This is a genomic window from Arthrobacter sp. W4I7, from assembly GCF_030816215.1.
Taxonomy (GTDB): domain Bacteria; phylum Actinomycetota; class Actinomycetes; order Actinomycetales; family Micrococcaceae; genus Arthrobacter; species Arthrobacter siccitolerans_A.
Map to the genome: position 1 here is coordinate 682,444 of NZ_JAUSXU010000001.1, position 18,336 is coordinate 700,779.

Consider the following 18,336-nt stretch of genomic DNA (forward strand, 5'->3'; position numbering starts at 1 on the left):
TCCAGAGACCCGCCAATGACCAAAAGGACGGACAACGATGCCCCTTTTCGACCTCCCGCTTGATCAGCTCCGCGGCTATACCTCCACGGTGACCCCGCCGGAGGACTTCGGCGAATTCTGGGACACCTCCATCAGGGAGGCACAGGCGTTCCCGTTGGACGCCTCCTTCGAGCCGGTGGAGAACTACCTCTCCGTGATCGATACCTTCGACGTGACGTTTTCCGGCTTCGGCGGCGCCCCAATCAAGGGCTGGCTGCACCTTCCCGCCAACCGGGAGGCCGGCACACCGCTGCCCGCGGTGGTCCAGTACGTGGGGTATTCCGGCGGCCGCGGGCTGGTCAACCAGGAGACGCGGTGGGCGCAGGCCGGCTACGCGCATTTCATTATGGACACCCGCGGGCAGGGCTACGGCGGCACCCTGGGTGAGACGGCCGATCCGCATCCCTCCGCCGGGGACGTGGCGCATGCCGGCCTGATGACCAGGGGAGCGGGCAGCCGCGAGGACTATTACTATCGGCGCGTGTACGTGGATGCATTCCGTGCCGTGGAAGCCGCGCAGTCCCACCCGGAGGTGGATGCGTCCCGGGTGGTGCTGGCCGGCGTCAGCCAGGGCGGCGGCATCGTGGTGGCCGTTGCCGGGCTGGCGGCAGGAAGGCTCGACGGCGTCATCGCCGCGTTGCCGGACGTCCCCTTCCTGCAGGACTTCCCCCGCGCGATCGACATCACTCCGCGCGGGCCGTACCCGGAAATTGCGGCCTTCCTGGCCCGGCACCGGGACCGCTACGAACCCATCCTGGAAGTCCTGCGCTACTTCGACGGCGTCAACCTGGCCCGCTGGGCAACCGTGCCTGCACTGTACTCGGCCGCCCAGATGGATGACATCTGCCCGCCGTCCACGGTCTTCGCCAGCTTCAATGCCTACGGCTCCGGCAGCGGTGAATCATCGGGAACCGGAGCTGCCAAGGAAATCGAGGTTTACCGGTTCAACAACCACGAAGGCGGCCAGGAGCACCACTGGATCAGGCAGCTGCTGTTTCTTCGCAAGATTTTGGGGTAAGTTCCTTTCTGCGGCTGTGAGAAAACGGTTTCCCGGCCGGCGCGACCAAGGAATCAATGAAGAAACTCAGCAGGCTCAGCGTTTTCGGCTACGGCGCCGGCGATGCCGCCAACAGCATGATCATCAGTACCGGGAACATGTTCCTGCTTGTCTACTACACGGACGTTGCCGGAATCGGGGCAGCAGCCGCCGGCACGTTGTTGCTGGTGGCGCGGATCTTCAATGCCTTCACGGACATCGCCGCCGGCCGGATTGTGGACCGCGTCCACACCAGGCGCTGGGGAAAGTTCCGGCCGTTCCTGATGTTCGGCTTCATTCCGCTGCTGCTGAGCGTGGCGGTGTTCCATGTTCCGGACGTGGACCCGTCACTGAAACTGCTCTACGCCTACTGCACCTACGGGTTGGTCTGCCTCACGTACAGCATGGTCAACGTGCCCTACGGCTGCCTGGTGGGAGCCATGACCCAGGACGCCAAGGACCGCGCACGGCTCGGCGGGGCCAGAACCATCGGCGGCCTGTCAGTGGGCGCCACCCTGGGCTTCTTCATCGCACCGCTCCTCGGTGCCGGCCAGGATATGCAGCAAATTTTCACCTGGCTGACCCTGGCGTTCGCCGTTGTTGGTTCTGCGCTGTATGTCTTCACCGGGACGGTGTGCGTTGAGCGGGTCGCCGGCGCCGTCCCCAGGATCACCCTCAGCCAAAGCATCGCAGCGTTGAAGGCTAATTCGCCGCTGGTGGTCCTGTGCCTCAGTTCGATACTTTTCGTCACCGGCACGTCGGCCACGGGTGCCGCCCAGTTCTTCTATCTCCGTGACGTGCTGTCCCGGGTGGACCTGTTTCCCGTGATGGCCGGCGCCCAGGTGGTCATCACCCTCACCCTGGCCGTGCTGCTGCCGCGGCCGGTGGCGCGGTGGGGCAAACGTGCCGTCTACAGCGCCGGCGGGGGCCTGGGGGTGCTGGGCGGCTTGCTGGTTTTCCTGGCGCCCGCGACCGCGCCACTGCTTGGCCTGGCGGGCCTCGTGCTGGGGCTCCTGGCCTCGGCGTCAGTCAGCATCCTTACCTGGGCGCTGATTGCCGACACCGTGGAATACGGGGAGTGGAAAACCGGTGTCCGGGTCCAGGGCATCAACTACGCGCTTCTGGCAGCTACGCGGAAGCTGGGCATGGGATTCGGCGGCGGGGTGGTGGCCTTCTCCCTGGCCTGGGGCGGCTATGTTTCGGGCACGGCCGAACAGTCCGATGCAGCCACCCTCGCCATCCGGGCCGCGGCGGGGCTGCTGCCCGGGGCCTTGGTGCTGGCCGCCGTCGGCATCATGTACTGGTATCGCCTGACTGACCAGAAGCATGCGGAACTGGTGGCCAGCCTCTCGCATGACCCGGCGTAACACTTTTGCAGCGGCGGCGGATTGGCGGTTATGGTCATGGCATGACTAACCGTTGGTATGCGTATTTTTCGTTGGCTCTGGAGGGGCCCGCGTCTAACTGACACGCATCCAACTTTCCTTCAGAGCCAACAGGGCAGAGATTATTCTCTGCCTTTCGCCGTTTCTCCGGCGGGTTCTGACTGGGCCCGCTTCCCATCTGGAACAGGACCCACCATGAGCACCGCAACAGCCCCCGCAACCACCGCCAGCGGTAACCCCCGTACGGCAAAGTCCACGTCCAACCTGCGCGTCAGCGAATTCACCGCGCTGCCCACCCCGCAGGAACTGATCGCGGAACTGCCGCTGGCAGCCGAGGCGGCAGACGTCGTCGAACGCGGACGCGATGAAGTCCGCGCGATCATGGACGGAGTGGACGACCGCCTGCTGGTGATTGTGGGACCCTGCTCCATCCACGATCCCAAGGCGGGGCTGGAGTACGCCCGCCGGCTGGTCAGCCAGGCCGAGAAGCACAAGGAAGACCTGCTGATCGTGATGCGGACGTACTTCGAAAAGCCCCGCACCACGGTGGGCTGGAAGGGCCTGATCAACGATCCCCGGCTGGACGGCAGCCACGACATGGTCACCGGCCTCCGCACTGCGCGGCACTTCCTGCAGCAGGTCACCGCGCTGGGGCTGCCCACTGCCACTGAATTCCTTGAGCCCATCAGCCCGCAGTACATGGCGGACCTGATTTCCTGGGGCGCCATCGGAGCCCGCACCACCGAAAGCCAGATCCACCGGCAGCTCGTCTCGGGCCTGTCCATGCCCATCGGCTTCAAGAACGGGACCGACGGCGACCTTCAGGTGGCCATTGATGCCTGCGGTGCCGCGGCGGCAGCCCAGGCCTTCCTTGGCATTGATGGCGAGGGCCGGGCCGCGCTGGTGGCCACGGCCGGAAACCCTGACACCCACGTCATACTCCGTGGCGGCCGCAAGGGACCCAACTACTCCGCGGCCGACGTCGAAGCTGCCTCCACCAGGCTCGCCGGCAAGCAGCTGAACCCCCGCCTGATCGTGGACGCCAGCCACGCCAACAGCGGCAAGAGCCACCACCGCCAGGCCGAAGTGGCGCTGGAAATCGGCGCCCAGCTCGAGGACGGCGGCGCGTCGGCGCAGGCCATCGCCGGCGTTATGCTCGAAAGCTTCCTCGTGGGCGGAGCCCAGAACCTCGATGTTGCCGAGCATGCGGCCGGCCGGGACGGGCTGGTCTACGGACAGAGCGTTACCGATGCCTGCATGGAATGGGACGTGTCCGTCTCGGTGCTAAACCAGCTGGCGGCTTCGGCACGGAAGCGCCGGGGGTGAAGCAGGGGCGAAATAGGGGAGCGCACTACTTTCACATCTGCCACAGGAACATCTAGAGTATCTAGTTAGGTGGTTGGTGGATGGCTCAGCATCGGAACACCGCATTGGCACGTACCTGGGGTCACTGTTGTCCATCCGTCAGCAAAGGAAATAGGGAAATGTCGGCAGAACAGAACTTCTCCAACGCGAAGTTCCTGACCGTGGCTGAAGTAGCCCAGGTCATGCGCGTCTCCAAAATGACTGTCTACCGGCTGGTCCACGCCGGCGAGATGCCCGCGGTGCGGTTTGGCCGTTCGTACCGGGTTCCCGAGAACGCCGTGGAGCAGTACCTTAAGGGCGCTGTGGTGGACGGCCACACCGAAACCGCCTGACCCGGTTACGTCGCAAATCCCTATTTCCGCCGGTCGGAGCCCCTCCGGTCAGAAGCCGCCCCGGATAGGCGGTACCCTGTTAAGGAACGTTTTACGTCATTGTAAGAATCTGTCAGTTGTTCAGTTCGTAGCTCTGTCCACGAACATTTTCCATCAGACAGGTACTGCATCTAGTTTGTAAGGAACTTTCGTGGGTTCAGTTATTAAGAAGCGTCGCAAGCGTATGGCCAAGAAGAAGCACCGCAAGTTGCTTCGCAAGACCCGTCACCAGCGCCGCAACAAGAAGTAGAGATACTTCGAACAGCGTGGAAATGCCCGCCCCCTTCCGAGGTGGCGGGCATTTCTGTGTCGGGCTGCCTAGATGCGCGGGCCACGGATCCGGGCGAAGCCTTTCCAGAGCCCGTAAACGGCGCCGCAGACTGTGGCTGCCTTGAGGCCGAGGGTGGCTGCGCGGCGGCCTGCGCGGAAGTCGTAGACGGGCCAGTTATGGTCGCGGGCGTGGCGCCGGAGGCGGGCGTCCGGATTGATGGCCACCGGGTGTCCAACGAGGGTGAGCAAAGGGATGTCGTTGTAGGAGTCGCTGTAGGCCCAGCACCGTTTGAGGTCCAGTTCCTCAGCATCGGCAATCTCCTGCACTGCCACGGCCTTGGCCGAGCCATGCAGGATGTCGCCCACCAGCCGTCCGGTGTACATGCCCTCCGAGACTTCCCCCACGGTACCGAGCGCTCCGGTGAGTCCCAGCCGTGTGGAAATGACGGTGGCCACCTCGATGGGGGTGGCCGTTACCAGCCACACGCGCCGGCCCACGCGCAGGTGCTGCTCGGCGAGGGCCTTGGCGCCGGGCCAGATCCTGGACGCGATCATTTCGTCGTAGACCTCCTCGCCCAAGGCCTTGACATCATCCACGGTGATACCGGCGGCCAGGGTGAGGGCGGAGTCGCGGACCGCATGGACGTCGTCCATGTTTTCGCCGCGGGCCACGAACTTGAACTGCTTCCAGGCGAAGCCGGCCGCCTGGGTAAGGGTGAAGGCCCCGCGCTGGTGCATCTTCCGGGCCACGTGGAAGAGGCTTGCGCCGCGCATGAGGGTGTTGTCCACGTCGAAGAAGGCCGCCTCGCCGGGCTGCGGCGCAGCAACCGGTTTGGTGACTACGGCGACGTACTTCTCCTCGGGCATGGAGTCGAGTCTAGTCAATCCACTGGCTGGACGGCGTCGGCGTCGCCGCGCGCTGGGGAACGGGACTACGGTTAATCCATGGCCACACCCCGCGTCGTCCTGATCACCAAAGCTGACTGCTACCTTTGCGGGGAAGCGCGCGACGCCGTAGGGCGGGTCACTGCCGCATTGGGCCTTGAGTGGACCGAAGAGTCAGTGGACAACCAGCCGGACCTGCGGGAGCGCTACGCCGAGGAGATCCCCGTGGTGCTGGTGGACGGAGTGCAGCGCGACTTCTGGAAAATCGACGAGGTCCGGCTGGAACGCGTGCTTCAGCGGGCCATGACACAGTAGGGGAGCAGTACCGGTGATGGCGCGTGCCCTGGTGCTCCCTGCTTTGTTTCCCCCTGCTTTGTTGGCTTCCGCGGGAGGGCTCTAGAGTGGAGTCACAACGCGATGCGAGGGAGGGGCTGGTGGCTTCGCTGGATTCAACCCCCCAGGCTGTCCCGGATCTTCCGGACACCACGGGCACGCCGGCCAAACAGATTCCGCCCGCTGCGGTGGCCCGGCTGACGCTCTACCTGCGCGCCCTGAACACCCTGCTGGCCGAAGGAGTGGAGCGCGTCTCCTCCGAATCCCTCGCCGAAGCCTCCGGCGTCAGCTCTGCCACCCTGCGCAAGGACCTGTCCCATGTGGGCTCCTACGGGACCCGCGGCGTGGGCTACGAAGTCCAGTACCTGAGCCGGCACATCGCGGCCGCCCTGGGCCTGACCCATGACTGGAAGGTAGCAATCGTCGGCGCCGGCAACCTCGGCAAGGCCCTGGCGCGGTACGGCGGGTTCGAATCCCGAGGCTTCGACGTCGTGGCTATTTTTGATGCCGACCAGATGGTGGTGGGCAACGAAGTGGGCTGGCTGCGGGTGAGCGACGTTGCGGACCTGGAAACCGTCCTGCACCGGACAGGGGCCAACATGGTGGTGCTGGCGCTGCCTGCCGCGGTGGCCCAGGGCGTCTGCGACCGGGTTGTGGCCGCTGGTGTGCACAGCATCCTGAGCTTCGCCCCGGTGATGCTCCAGGTACCGGAGGGGGTTAACCTCCGCAAGGTGGACATGGCTACGGAACTTCAGATTCTTGCCTACCACGCACAACGGGCGCAGGCCCCGGAACAGACTGCCTGATTGCTCCGGCAGTTCCGGGACCCACGCCCGCAGGTGTGGGAAGTGCGTGGCTACCGGCCGTAAGGGTTGCCCAGGCCGCCGCCGTACGGGTTGGCAAAGGGCTGCTGCTTGCGGAAGTACGGAGCAGACGCCGGCAGGTACAGCAGGACGATGGCGGCAATCCCCAGGAGGGTGCCGACGGCGGCGAGCGAAGGAATGCCGAACAGGCCGAAAACGGACAGCGCGGCGAACACGGTGCCCAGGATGCGCGCCCAGTTCTTGCCCTTCCGGACGAAGAATGCCACCAGCAGGTAGAGCCCGACGCCGATGATGGCGAACACCACCAGCGTTCCGGCGATGACCCCCTTGATGTCCTCGTACGTCACGCCGGCTCCCGTGCCCTCCACTTGCTGCTCAAAAGTCTGGCGGAACACCGGATCATCCAGCTGGGTGAGGCCGGTGAGCATCGAGATGACGAAAATCGCGGCGGAGGCGATCAGAAGCCAGAACGAAATGTTGACCAACTGCGGCACGCCCGTGCTGCCTGCGGCCTGCGGCTGCTCCGACGGGTACTGGGCGTACGGGGACTGGCCGTAGGGCTGCTGACCGTACGGCTGCTGTCCATAGGCCGGCGCCTGCGGCGGGTTCTGGCCATACTGGGGAGCGTTCTGCCCGTACTGCGGTGCGCCGGACTGGCCGTACTGGGGCGGGTTCTGCCCGAACTGGGGCGCGTTCTGTCCGGACTGCTGGCCGTATTGGGGAGCGTTCTCGCCGTAGCGCGGCTGCTGGTTGCCCTGCTCGGGGTCGTTGGGCACGGGAGGCGGGACGGGAGGATTACTCATGAGCTGTCCTTCTTCATGTCGGGATCCAGGTGGGCTGCCGGGTTTCGGTCCTGCGCCCTACCCCCAGCATGGCTTAAGTCCACCGTACCCCCGGACCGGCCGCTTGGGGGTCATTCCAAGGAGGTATTCCGCCCGCCGTTCCGCGGGTGTGCCTGCTGCAGAGGCTTGCCCGTCCCATGGATTAGCTGGTGCCCGTACCGTTACCTCTCCCGGCGCGCGCACCCGCGAACCAGGCCTGTGACCGGGGAAGCCACAGCAGGACTGTTGCCGCAAGGCTGATGAGGAAGCCTGCCCAATTCCCGCCCTGCCCAACGCGCATCGCCAGGTTCACCATGGCAAGGACCAGGGTGACGGCGGTCAGGACCGTGAGGGCCAGCCGCGCCCACTGCTTGCCCTCCTTCATCCTCAACGCAAAGATGATCTGCGCGGTGCCTACGGTGGCGGCCAACAGCATCAGCAACAGGACCCCAAGGGCCGGGCCGGGCGCTGCGGCGAAGAGGGTCAGTGAGGCGAGCATCCCGAGCAGTCCGCCGAGCAGGCCGAGGATGCCGCCGAGGAACCAGATCCAGAACGAGACCTTGAGTTCGGCGGGAAGGCCGGCCACTGAGAATATCCCGGAGAAACCGGTGCGGGCCCTGGCGTCCTCAAAGTTGCTCATGGGCCTCACTGTAGTCGGGCGCCGGTTCCTCCACCCTTGCGGCAGGTCCGCGATTGGCGTTGACGGCGGGCTTCGTTGCGCAGGGACTGCCCCTGCGCAACGAACCCGGGCTTCACTGCGCAGGGCGGTACGAAGGCAGGGCGATATGAAGGCGGGCGATACGGCTTAAAGACGGAAACCCCGGCACCGGCTGGAGAAACCGGTGCCGGGGTCCCGGCGGGATCGTTGACTAGGCTGCGGGAGCGATGAAGGCCAGTTCGAGGTTGATGGCAACCTTGTCGCTGACCAGGACGCCGCCGGCCTCGAGGACTGCGTTCCAGGTCAGGCCGAAGTCCTTGCGGCTGATGGTGGTCTCGGCGGAAACGCCGGCGCGGGTGTTGCCGAACGGGTCCACGGCCACGCCGTTGAACTCGGTTTCGAGGGTGACGGGGCGGGTGACGCCCTTGATGGTGAGGTCGCCGGTCAGTTCGTAGCTGTTGCCGTTGGCCACCAGCCCGTTGGAGACGAAGGAGATCTCGGGGAACTTCTCCACGTCAAAGAAGTCCTCACCCTTGACGTGGCCGTCGCGGTTGGCGTCGCCGGAATCGAAGCTGGCCGTGTTGATGGTGGCGTTGATCCTGGACTCGGCCACATCCTGGCCGAGTTCCAGGGTTGCTTCTGCTTCCTTGAACTGGCCGCGGACCTTGCTGATGCCTGCGTGGCGGACGGTGAAGCCGATCTCGCTGTGCGAGTTGTCCAAGGTCCAGGTGCCGGTGGTGACGTCTGCGGGAAGTGCCATGATGTTGCTCCTTAGAGGGTGGTGCCTGTTGACTGATCTGGGTGTTGAAGCTACATCTGTTGAAGCCTCAACTAACTGCTGCATCCAGTATAAACATGCATTTGCATGTTTTGTTCCCGCCTTCGGAACATTTCTTCAAAAACTTCAGTTCTACTGGATGTAGAAGATTTCGGATCACAGGCCATCTTTGAGAAACTGGTAAACATGCCCCAAGCCACTGTCCATCTGCTCCGCCACGGCGAGGTCCACAACCCTGACGGCGTTTTGTACGGAAGGCTGCCCGAATTCCACCTCTCCGGGCTGGGGCAGGAGATGGCGCGCCTGCTGGCAGAGCACTTCCGGCAGCGTGCCGCCAGCGGTGCCCGCATCACCTACCTGGCCGCCTCACCACTGGACCGCGCGCAGGAAACTGCCCGGCCGACATCGGAAGCCCTGCACCTGCAGATCCACACGGACGAGCGGATCATCGAAGCAGAAAACTACTTCGAGGGGATGAAGGTCACCAAGGCCGAACTCCGCCGGCCCCGGCACTGGCCCCGGCTGGTTAATCCCCTGCGGCCATCGTGGGGCGAGCCTTACAAGCAGCAGGCCGCAAGGGTCATGGCTGCGGTGCAGGAGGCGCGCCTCCGCGCCATCGAGCTGGCCGGCGGCGACTTCGGAACCGACGGGCCCGAGGCGATCATGGTCAGCCACCAGCTCCCCATCTGGGCAACCCGGCTCAGCGCCGAAGGCAAGCCCCTGTGGCACGATCCGCGCAAGCGTGAGTGCACCCTGACCTCCATTACGTCGCTGGTGTTCGACGACGACGGCGCACTTGTGCGCGTCATGTACAGCGAACCCGCGGCGTCCCTTCTTCCCGGTGCAGCCAGCACCCCTGGAGCCTAGTAGTGACCGACAGTATTAATCAGGCGGGGCCTTCGGCCTCCCGCCGCAGCGTCCTTGCTGCCGGCGGCGTCGCCCTGGCCGCCCTCACCCTCGGCCTCTCGGCCTGCGCCCAGCAGGATGCCCTCGCCGAGCAGGCCCGGGCGGGGGACAACAAGAACTACGTTGCCGGCGATGGCTCCGTCACGGAATTCGCCCCGGCGGACCGCAAGTCAGCCGTCCAGATCAACGGGACGCTGTTCGACGGCACTGTTGTTGCGCCGGCAGACTTCCAGGGGAAGGTGACGGTCCTGAACTTCTGGTTCGCCGCCTGCGCCCCATGCCGCGTCGAAGCGCCTGTCCTCGAAGAGCTCCACCAGGAGTTCAAGCCCCAGGGCGCGCAGTTCTTCGGCGTCAACCTGCGCGATGAGAAGGCAACTGCCGAGGCTTTCGATAAGTCCTTCAACCTGACCTACCCCAGTTTTGATGACAAGGACGGCGGCGTCCTCCTGGCGGTCTCCGGGCTGGTTCCCCCCGGGGCAGTCCCCACCACCCTGGTGCTGGACAAGCAGGGGCGGGTGGCCTCCCGCGTGCTGGGCGAAATCGAGCGGGGCACGCTGAAGGCCCTCATCGCTGCCGCCGTGGCTGAGTAGCCGTGAACAGCCCCTTCGCCGAAGCCATCCTTAACGGTTCGCTCCTCCTTGCCATTCCGGTGGCACTGCTGGCCGGACTGGTCTCCTTCCTTTCCCCCTGCGTCCTGCCCCTGGTGCCGGGCTACCTGGGCTACGTCACGGGGTTGTCCGGGGTGGACCTGCAGAAGCAGAAGCGCGGCCGGATGCTGGCGGGGATTGGCCTGTTCGTGCTGGGTTTCTCCGTGATCTTCGTCCTTTTGGGCGGCGCTTTTGGCCAGCTGGGCAGCCTGATCACCGGATCGCAGAACGCCTGGATCACCCAGCTCCTGGGCGTCCTGGTGATTGTGATGGGCATCGTGTTTATGGGCGGATTCAGCTGGCTTCAGCGGGACGCCAAGATCCATGCCAAGCCGCCGGCAGGGCTGTGGGGCGCACCGTTGCTGGGCCTGACGTTCGGACTGGGCTGGGCGCCGTGCATCGGCCCCACCTACTCTGCGGTCCAGCTCCTGAGCCTCTCCGGCGGTTCGTCCGCGGCGAAGGGTGCCTTCCTGGCGTTCGTCTACAGCCTGGGGCTGGGGATCCCGTTCCTGCTGATCGCCCTGGCGCTGCGCCGGGGGATGGGAGTGATGGCCTTCTTCCGCAAGCACCGCCTGGCCATCCAGCGCATCGGCGGCGGCATTTTGGTGGTCCTTGGGCTGCTGATGGCCAGCGGCGTCTGGGGCACCTGGGTCACCGGGCTGCAGTACTGGTTCCAAACCGATGTGAAGTTGCCGATCTGATGAGCGAGCGTGTGAACGTAAAGAAGAAATCTTCGGCCCCGGTGACCGGCGCCAAGGTGTCGGAGGCCAAGGCCGACGCCGCGCTGCCGGCGTTGGGGCCGGCGGGCATGCTCCGCTGGGCCTGGACCCAGCTGACCAGCATGCGCACCGCCCTGTTCCTGCTGCTGCTCCTCGCCGTCGCGGCAGTTCCGGGCTCGCTGTTCCCGCAGCGCCCGGCCAACCCGTCGGTGGTCACCCAGTACATCAAGGACAACCCGGACTACGGCAAACTGCTGGACACCCTGCAGCTGTACGACGTTTACTCCTCGGCCTGGTTCTCGGCCATCTACCTGCTGCTGTTCATCTCCCTGATCGGCTGCGTGGTGCCCCGGGCCATCGCCCACTACAAGGCGATGCGCTCCCAGCCGCCGCGGACCCCCAAGCGTCTTTCCCGCCTTCCCGAGTACGGCACCCTGGTGATACCGGCCGACGCCGGGATCCCGGCGTCGGATGCCATCAACAGTGCCGCCGGGCTGCTGAAGAAGCGCGGCTACCGCGTGGAGGTCCGCGATGCCGCCGGCGAACGGCCGTCCCTGGGTGCCGAGCGGGGCTTCGCCAAAGAAGTGGGGAACCTGGTGTTCCACACGTCCCTGATCGGCGTGCTGGTGTCCGTGGCCATCGGCGGCCTGTTCGGCTACAGCGGCCAGCGCATCCTGGTGGAGGGCGACACGTTCGTCAACACCCTGGTGGGCTACGACCAGTTCACGCCGGGCACCAACTTCCAGTCGAGCCAGCTCCAGCCGTACTCGCTCCAGCTGGACAAGTTCGACATCACGTTCGACCGCGAATCCGAGGGCAAGTTCGGCCAGCCCATCGACTTCTCCGCCGCCGTGACCACCAAGGAAAACCCGGACGCGCCGGCGCAGAAGGAAATCCTGAAGGTCAACGATCCCATCACCCTGGGCGGCACCAGCATCTACCTCACCGGCAACGGCTACGCCCCCGTGGTGACCATCCGGGACGGTGAAGGAAACGTGGCCATGCAGGGTCCCGTGGTGGCCAAGCTGCAGGGCGACAACTACTACTCCTCCGTGGTGATCAAGGTCCCGGACGCCAAGCCGGAGCAGCTGGGCTTCGCCGGCTTCTTCCTGCCCACCGCGTTCGTTTCAAACGAGGGGGTTTCCTTCAGCGGGGACCCCGAGCTGTTCAACCCGCAGCTGTCACTGAACTCGTTTTACGGTGACCTGGGCCTGGGTAACGGCGCACCGCAAAACGTCTTCGAACTGGACGTCAAGAAATTGACGCCGCTGAACGCCCGGAACCTCGACGCCGGCGGAATCACCCTGGTCCCGGGAAACAGTTACACGCTCCCGGACGGTAAAGGCACCATCAGCTTCGACGGCGTAAAACGCTACATCGGCGTTGACATCCACCACAACCCCGGCCAGCTCTACGCCCTGGTTTTCGCGCTCCTGGCCGTGGCCGGCCTGATCCTCTCCTTGTACATCAACCGCCGCCGCGTCTGGATCCGCACCGGCACCCACGAGGACGGCCGCACCATGGTGGAATACGGGCTGTTGGCCCGTGGCGAAGACCACCGGCTCGCGGCGGAAGCCCAGGCCGTACGGAAGCTGCTGTCCGAGGAATGGCAGCTTGCCGCCGATCCCGCCGGGGCGGACCCCAATGAGTCCCAGCAAGCTCCCAGCAGCCCAAGCGATAATGGCGCAGGCTACATCACCACTGCCGGCCCCTCAGGGCCCGAAAAGGACCAGTAATGCTGTTTGGAATCAACGAAACCATGGGCCAGTACAGCGAGCTTTTTATGCTGCTGGCGGCCGGCACGTACACGGTGGCCTTCATCGCGTTCGCGTGGGACCTGGCCAAAAGCAGCAAAGCCCTGCGCGCCATCGACCTCAAAGCTGCGCAGGCTGAAGACCCGGTCCGGGTGCCGGTTGGCGCGGCTGCGGGGGCCCGCAGTGAGTCCCACCTTGCCGGGCCTGCGGGCAGGGCGGAGCGGCCGTCGTCGTCCACTGCCCGGCCGGCCGGCGCAGGAGGCGGGGGAATCATCACCGCCGACGGCGACATGCGGTACGCCGCCGAACGGCGTGCTCCCGCCCGGGTTGCCGTGGCCCTGACCGTCCTGGGCGCAGTGATCCACGGCGCCGGCGTGCTGACCCGCGCCCTCGGGGCCGGCCGCGTGCCGTGGGGCAACATGTATGAATTCCTCACCACCGGCGCCTTCGTGGCCATCGCCGTGTTCCTGCTGGTGCTGATCCGGCGCGACCTGCGGTTCCTGGGAACGTTCGTGGTGGGCCTGGGCATCATTATGCTGGTGGCGGCCTCCGTGGCGTACTGGACCCCGGTGGGGCACCTGGTCCCCGCCCTGCAGAGCTACTGGTTGATCATCCACGTCTCCATCGCGGTGCTCTCCTCCGCACTGTTCACCCTGACGTTCGCCATGTCTGCGCTCCAGCTGGTCCAGTCCCACCGGCAAAAAACCGTGGCAGCGGGCGGTGCGGACAAGCTCGGCTTCATGCGCCTGGTGCCGTCCGCGCTGAGCCTGGAAAACCTGTCCTACCGGATCAACGCCATCGCCTTCATCGGCTGGACCTTCACCCTGATGTTCGGTGCCATTTGGGCCGAAAAGGCGTGGGGCAGGTTCTGGGGCTGGGACACCAAGGAAGTCTGGACCTTCGTGATCTGGGTGGTGTACGCCGGCTACCTCCACGCGCGCGCAACCCGTGGCTGGACCGGAACACGCGCCGCCTGGCTCTCGATCGTGGGCTACTTGTGCGTGATCTTCAACTTCACCATCGTGAACCAATTCTTCAACGGGCTTCACTCGTACTCCGGGCTCTGAACACAGGTTTCGTCCCCGCCCTGAGGGAAATGCGGGGTAAAAACCAATCGGTGTAGCAATAGGGGTGTTCCCCGTCCTGCCGTGATGCTACCTTGGTGACGTTCGCCTGTGATGAAGTTTGCAGGCGAAACACCAGTTTTTCCCGAGGTACCCATGGACTATGTACTTGGCATAGATGTCGGGACCAGTTTCACCGCGGCCGCCGTGGCCCGTTTTGGCCAGGGTTCCCCTGCCCCGGAGTGCCTCCCGCTGGGACTCCGGGGCACAGCCGTGCCCTCAGTGGTGTATTACCCCGAGGAGGGTCCCCTGCTGGTGGGGGAGGCCGCAGAACGCCGCAGCCTCGATTACCCTGGCCGCGCAGTGCGGGAATTCAAGCGCCGGGTGGGCGACGCCGTTCCTATCTCCGTGGGCGGGCTGTCCGTGGACCCAGAGGATGTCTTTGCCACGATGACGCGCTGGGTGGTGGACCGGGCAACCGAGCGCGAGGGGGCCCCGCCGTCGGAAGTCATCCTCACCCACCCCGCTGCCTGGGGCAGCCACCGCACCTCCCTGATCCTGGCGGCACTGGCCGCCAAAAGCCTGGACAACGTCACGCTCGTCCCCGAACCGGAAGCGGCGGCGCTCTACTACGCCTCGCAGGTCCGGGTGGAGGTGGGCAGCACCATCGGCGTCTACGACCTCGGCGGCGGAACCTTTGATACCGCTGTCCTCCGGAAGGCCGCCAGCAACCGGTTCCAGCTGGTGGGGCGCCCGGAGGGCATCGAGAACCTGGGCGGTGCCGACTTTGACGCGGAGGTCTTCCGCTACGTCGCCGGGCACACCGGTGACGTCCTGTCCACGCTCAACCCTGCAGACGCCGGGGTGCGCGCCGCCCTGGGCAGGCTGAGGCGTGAATGCGTGGAAGCCAAGGAAGCGCTCTCCTCGGACAGCGAGGCCAACATTTCGGTGCTCCTTCCCGGCTTCCAGCAGCAGATCCGCCTGGTGCGTTCGGAATTTGAAGCGCTGATCGAGGATTCCGTCCGCGATACTGTCGAAGCGCTGGAACAGTCGCTTGCCCAATTGGAGCTGGAACCTGCGGACCTTTCCGCGGTGCTGCTGATTGGCGGATCATCGCGGATCCCGCTCGTGGCGCAGCTGATCTCGGAACAGCTCGACCGGCCCATCGCCGTCGATGCCGACCCCAAATCATCCATCTGCCTGGGCGCCGCGTTGTCCGCCGTGCTGGCACGCGCGGAGGCCGAGGCCCGGGCAGCGGCCGCGGAGCTGCTTGCGGAGGCCGCCGCCGCTATCGGACTGGCTCCGGACGGGGGCGCGCACGTTGCCCGCCTTGCCAGTTGGTCACGCAAGAGTACGACGGCGGCCGGCGCGCCGCCAGGAGCCGCCGCCTCGGTCCACGGCCACGGCGGCATCCACGGCGGCGCGCACGCCCCGAAGCCCACGGTCAGGCTGACCGCCATCGCAGCCGCTGCGGCCTTGGTGAGTGTCCTCACCGCCACGGCCGCGCAGGGCCCGGCGGGCTTCAGTAACCTGGCATCCGTTTTTGTGCCGGAGGCGGGGGCGGCTCCTGAGGAGGTTGCGGCTCCGGGTGGTCTTGGCGATTCAGGGGGTTCCGGGGGTGGAAGCGGGGCGGTAGCTGCGGCGGCCGGCACGCCATTGGCCACCATTGAGGCCCGGGTGAACGATGTTTCCCCAGCAACTGGCGGGCCGGGCCTTACTGTGGACGCCTCACCCGCCAGCCAGCCGGCATGGAGCGCGGCAGCCGGGAATTGGTTGGCTGCTGGGGGAGCCCTGGCACTTGGCGGTCCAGGAGTTGCAGCCGGGGGAGGCGCCGTCATCGCTGACGCCGGTAGTGGTGCCGGGACCACTGATCCCGCCGGCACACCCGTGGTTGCGGTTGATCCTGTGACGGGTGAGCCGGTGCCGGTTGATCCTGTGACGGGCGAGCCGGTGCCGCCCACTGATTCCGGCACCCCCACGCCTGTACCGTCGTCCGAACCGGCGGTAACCCCGGAGCCGTCGTCCGAACCTGCGGTAACGCCGGAGCCGTCGTCCGAACCTGCGGTAACGCCGGAGCCGTCGTCCGAGCCGACGGGCGCGCCGGAGCCGTCGTCGGAACCGACGGTAACGCCGGCCCCGTCGTCGGAACCGACGGTAACGCCGGCGCCGTCGTCGGAACCGACGGTAACGTCACCGTCGCCCGAACCGACGGTAACGTCGCCGTCGCCTGGACCGGCGGTAGCGCCGCCGTCGCCTGGACCGGCGGTAGCGCCGCCACCCGCCACCGATCCTGCCGTGACGGACCCGGCTGCCCCCATCGTCATAGGAATGGTGGCCTAGGATGGCTGGCCAGGACACACGCGTCGAAGAGTATGGTTTCCTGACGCCGGAGCTGAACCCCAGCCGATCGGCCCACGCTGCCGAGCAGATGGCCCGGCAGCTCAACGGCGAGAACGCGGCGGTCCGTGAACTCCTGCTGGCGCTGTCCGTCGGTTTTGTGCTGCCCGGCCCGTTGTCCGCGGACCTGCAGCGGAAGATTGACCTGGGCCAGGTGGAAAGCCTGGACGCCCTGGTGGGGCGCGCAGAAGCCGCCGGCCTGCTGACTCCTGACGGAACTGTGGTGGGACCAGCCCAGCACGCCCTGCTGGCGGTGGCGCCGACCACCAGGGTGCACGCGCTCCAGCGCGAGCTCGTGTCCGCGCACGCGTCGGTGGGCCAGCCGCTCGGGGACCTTGCCCGCGAAATGGCACGCGGCGGCCTGGCGGATTCCCGTGTTGCCTCCGAGCTGGAACGCGCAGGTGACAAGGCGCTGGAACATAATCCGGGGCTGGCCTCCCAGCTCTACGATGAAGCCCTGCTGGCTGGAGCCGACGAAATAGCAACCGCGGCACGCCGTGCCCAGGCTGCAGCCGCTGATGGGGGCCTGGACAGGGCCACCCAAATCCTCGACACCCTCCTGGTGCGTGCTGATCCGCCCGACGTGCGCCGCGGGGTGGACGTGGCTGCGGCGGTGTGGGCGCAGCGGGGCATGCTGGCACAGGGCGGGGACACTTACAGCTGGCTGGGTGCCTCAAGGGTGGGGCCTTCGGCACCCCTCGCCGCGGTCGCCATGATCGGATGTGGCAACCTTCCCGGCGCCACAGCATTGTTCCAGGCAGATGCGCCGCCGGCAGCTCCCACCTTGCTGTCGGCCTCGCTCACGGAGACCGGCAGGGGCATCCTGGAGTCGCTGGCAATGGATCCCCACCGGGCGCTCCCGGTGCTGATCCACGCCTCGGACATGCTTAACGCCACCGGTACTGCACTTCCCCTCCCGGACACCCCTGCGGCCCTGGCAGCGCTTCTTGCCCTGCACACGGGGGAGCCCCATTTGGCAGAAACCGTCTGCCGGTCCGCTGCGGCAGCGGGCCAGGGCGGAAACGCCGCCAAGCCACGGCTCTTCCTGCTTCAAGCGTGGTCGGCCATGCAGCAGGACAGGCTTGACGACGCCCGGCTTGCCATCAATGAGGCCTCAAAGGTGAACCATTGGCCGTTGGTCCCGCGGGATGAATTCCTGTGTGCGGCGCTGGAAGTGGGGCTCGCCCGGCGCAACGGCGAGATCCCGGAACTTCTGACGGCGTGGGAGCGGGCCCATGAAGCCATGCTCCACACCTCGGTGGACCTTTACAGCCTGCTGCCGTGGGCCGAGCTGATGATCGCGGCCGCGCGGCTGCGGGAGACCCGCCGGGTGGCACATTATCTGGAGGCGGCGAATCAATTGCTGGGCCGCCTCGGTGATCCGCCCCTGTGGGCGGTGCCGTTCCACTGGGCAGCCGTCCAGGCAGCCCTGCTGGGCGACAGCCCGGCTGACCTGGCTCCCCATGCCGCCGCCCTGGCCCGGGCCGCGAACCACAGCCACCTTGCTGCAGTGTTTGCCGGCGCTGGTAAGGCCTGGGTTTCGGTTCTGGCAGGAAAGTTCCGCCCTGTGGACGTTGAGTCCGCGGCTCGGGGACTGGCCAGGGTCGGAATGTCCTGGGAAGGCGCCAGGCTGGCCGGCCATGCCGCTGCGCGGGCCGACGAACGCAAGGATATGGTGCGCCTGCTCTCGTGTGCGAGGGACCTTCACCCGCAGTCAGGCCCGGGAGGGAACGGAACCTCCAGGGGTCATGAGTCCCGCGATACTTCTGCCGAAGGTGCCAACGGCATGCATCCGGAGGGCTCGGGCCTGAGCGAACGGGAAAAGGAAGTTGCCAAGCTGGTACTTGAGGGCAAGACGTACCGGGAGATCGGGGAGGCAATCTACATCTCGCCGAGGACTGCCGAACACCATATTGCCCGCATGCGCCGCCGCCTCGGTGCCGAAAACCGCTCCGACCTGCTGGCAAGGCTGCGGCTGGTCCTGGCTTCGGAAAACCATGAACAGGATTGAACCGAAAACCCCTAAGACCCGTAGCGGGAGGGGCTTCAGTTCCCCAGGGGCGGTGGCGGCCGGCAGGGGGAAA

18 protein-coding genes are annotated in these 18,336 nt (G+C 66.3%); 14 read left to right on the top strand and 4 right to left on the bottom strand.

The window, feature by feature from the left end:
- The first annotated feature begins 37 nt into the window (after positions 1-37).
- The 5 genes from QF047_RS03125 (at position 38) to QF047_RS03145 (ending at position 4,446) form a co-directional block, all read left to right on the top strand.
- Positions 38-1,057 carry an acetylxylan esterase gene (locus QF047_RS03125; protein WP_307273820.1) on the top strand — a complete coding sequence of 340 codons (1,020 nt, stop codon included), beginning with the start codon at positions 38-40 and terminating at the stop codon, positions 1,055-1,057.
- A 56-nt stretch (positions 1,058-1,113) separates the two neighbouring features.
- A complete protein-coding gene (locus QF047_RS03130; RefSeq protein ID WP_306635528.1) occupies positions 1,114-2,442 on the top strand; it encodes a glycoside-pentoside-hexuronide (GPH):cation symporter in 1,329 nt (442 codons plus the stop codon).
- 213 nt (positions 2,443-2,655) lie between these two features.
- Positions 2,656-3,786 carry a 3-deoxy-7-phosphoheptulonate synthase gene (locus tag QF047_RS03135; protein ID WP_307273825.1) on the top strand — a complete coding sequence of 377 codons (1,131 nt, stop codon included), beginning with the start codon at positions 2,656-2,658 and terminating at the stop codon, positions 3,784-3,786.
- A gap of 158 nt (positions 3,787-3,944) precedes the next feature.
- Positions 3,945-4,157, top strand: a complete 213-nt coding sequence (locus QF047_RS03140) for a helix-turn-helix domain-containing protein (protein ID WP_050053879.1) — start codon at positions 3,945-3,947, stop codon at positions 4,155-4,157.
- A 190-nt stretch (positions 4,158-4,347) separates the two neighbouring features.
- A complete protein-coding gene (locus QF047_RS03145) occupies positions 4,348-4,446 on the top strand; it encodes a 30S ribosomal protein bS22 (protein WP_003792170.1) in 99 nt (32 codons plus the stop codon).
- Between the two features lie 68 nt (positions 4,447-4,514).
- Here QF047_RS03145 and QF047_RS03150 read toward each other — a convergent pair whose 3' ends face one another.
- Entirely contained in the window at positions 4,515-5,333 is an 819-nt protein-coding gene (locus tag QF047_RS03150; protein ID WP_306635525.1) for an HAD family phosphatase, read from the bottom strand.
- A 78-nt stretch (positions 5,334-5,411) separates the two neighbouring features.
- On the opposite strand from QF047_RS03150, the gene QF047_RS03155 reads away from it, so the two are divergent.
- Both QF047_RS03155 and QF047_RS03160 read left to right on the top strand, forming a co-directional pair.
- Positions 5,412-5,666 carry a glutaredoxin family protein gene (locus QF047_RS03155; RefSeq protein ID WP_307273830.1) on the top strand — a complete coding sequence of 85 codons (255 nt, stop codon included), beginning with the start codon at positions 5,412-5,414 and terminating at the stop codon, positions 5,664-5,666.
- 119 nt (positions 5,667-5,785) lie between these two features.
- Positions 5,786-6,490 carry a redox-sensing transcriptional repressor Rex gene (locus tag QF047_RS03160; protein WP_306635521.1) on the top strand — a complete coding sequence of 235 codons (705 nt, stop codon included), beginning with the start codon at positions 5,786-5,788 and terminating at the stop codon, positions 6,488-6,490.
- A 50-nt stretch (positions 6,491-6,540) separates the two neighbouring features.
- Here QF047_RS03160 and QF047_RS03165 read toward each other — a convergent pair whose 3' ends face one another.
- The 3 genes from QF047_RS03165 to QF047_RS03175 form a co-directional block, all read right to left on the bottom strand.
- Positions 6,541-7,311, bottom strand: coding sequence for a hypothetical protein (locus tag QF047_RS03165; protein ID WP_307273835.1), 771 nt, complete (start codon positions 7,309-7,311; stop codon positions 6,541-6,543).
- Positions 7,312-7,492: 181 nt separating this feature from the next.
- A complete protein-coding gene (locus QF047_RS03170) occupies positions 7,493-7,969 on the bottom strand; it encodes a hypothetical protein (protein WP_307273842.1) in 477 nt (158 codons plus the stop codon).
- A gap of 229 nt (positions 7,970-8,198) precedes the next feature.
- Positions 8,199-8,747 carry a YceI family protein gene (locus QF047_RS03175; protein WP_306635514.1) on the bottom strand — a complete coding sequence of 183 codons (549 nt, stop codon included), beginning with the start codon at positions 8,745-8,747 and terminating at the stop codon, positions 8,199-8,201.
- Between the two features lie 204 nt (positions 8,748-8,951).
- Between QF047_RS03175 and QF047_RS03180 the strand changes: the two genes are divergently transcribed.
- The 7 genes from QF047_RS03180 to QF047_RS03210 all read left to right on the top strand — a co-directional run bounded on the left by QF047_RS03180 (position 8,952) and on the right by QF047_RS03210 (position 18,263).
- The gene (locus tag QF047_RS03180; RefSeq protein ID WP_307273846.1) at positions 8,952-9,632 is read left to right on the top strand and encodes a histidine phosphatase family protein; all 681 of its coding nucleotides are present in this window, start codon (positions 8,952-8,954) and stop codon (positions 9,630-9,632) included.
- Positions 9,633-9,634: 2 nt separating this feature from the next.
- Positions 9,635-10,261, top strand: a complete 627-nt coding sequence (locus QF047_RS03185; protein ID WP_307273848.1) for a TlpA disulfide reductase family protein — start codon at positions 9,635-9,637, stop codon at positions 10,259-10,261.
- Positions 10,262-10,263: 2 nt separating this feature from the next.
- Entirely contained in the window at positions 10,264-11,019 is a 756-nt protein-coding gene (locus tag QF047_RS03190) for a cytochrome c biogenesis CcdA family protein (protein ID WP_307273851.1), read from the top strand.
- Positions 11,019-12,773, top strand: coding sequence for a cytochrome c biogenesis protein ResB (locus QF047_RS03195; protein WP_307273854.1), 1,755 nt, complete (start codon positions 11,019-11,021; stop codon positions 12,771-12,773). Before QF047_RS03190 ends, QF047_RS03195 begins: the two co-directional genes overlap by 1 nt.
- Positions 12,773-13,858 carry a c-type cytochrome biogenesis protein CcsB gene (ccsB, locus tag QF047_RS03200; protein ID WP_307273857.1) on the top strand — a complete coding sequence of 362 codons (1,086 nt, stop codon included), beginning with the start codon at positions 12,773-12,775 and terminating at the stop codon, positions 13,856-13,858. Before QF047_RS03195 ends, ccsB begins: the two co-directional genes overlap by 1 nt.
- 153 nt (positions 13,859-14,011) lie before the next feature.
- Positions 14,012-16,195 (top strand): Hsp70 family protein, encoded by a 2,184-nt coding sequence (locus tag QF047_RS03205; RefSeq protein WP_307273860.1) that lies wholly within the window; start codon positions 14,012-14,014, stop codon positions 16,193-16,195.
- 1 nt (position 16,196) lies between these two features.
- The gene (locus QF047_RS03210) at positions 16,197-18,263 is read left to right on the top strand and encodes a LuxR C-terminal-related transcriptional regulator (RefSeq protein ID WP_307273863.1); all 2,067 of its coding nucleotides are present in this window, start codon (positions 16,197-16,199) and stop codon (positions 18,261-18,263) included.
- Positions 18,264-18,336: the final 73 nt, after the last annotated feature.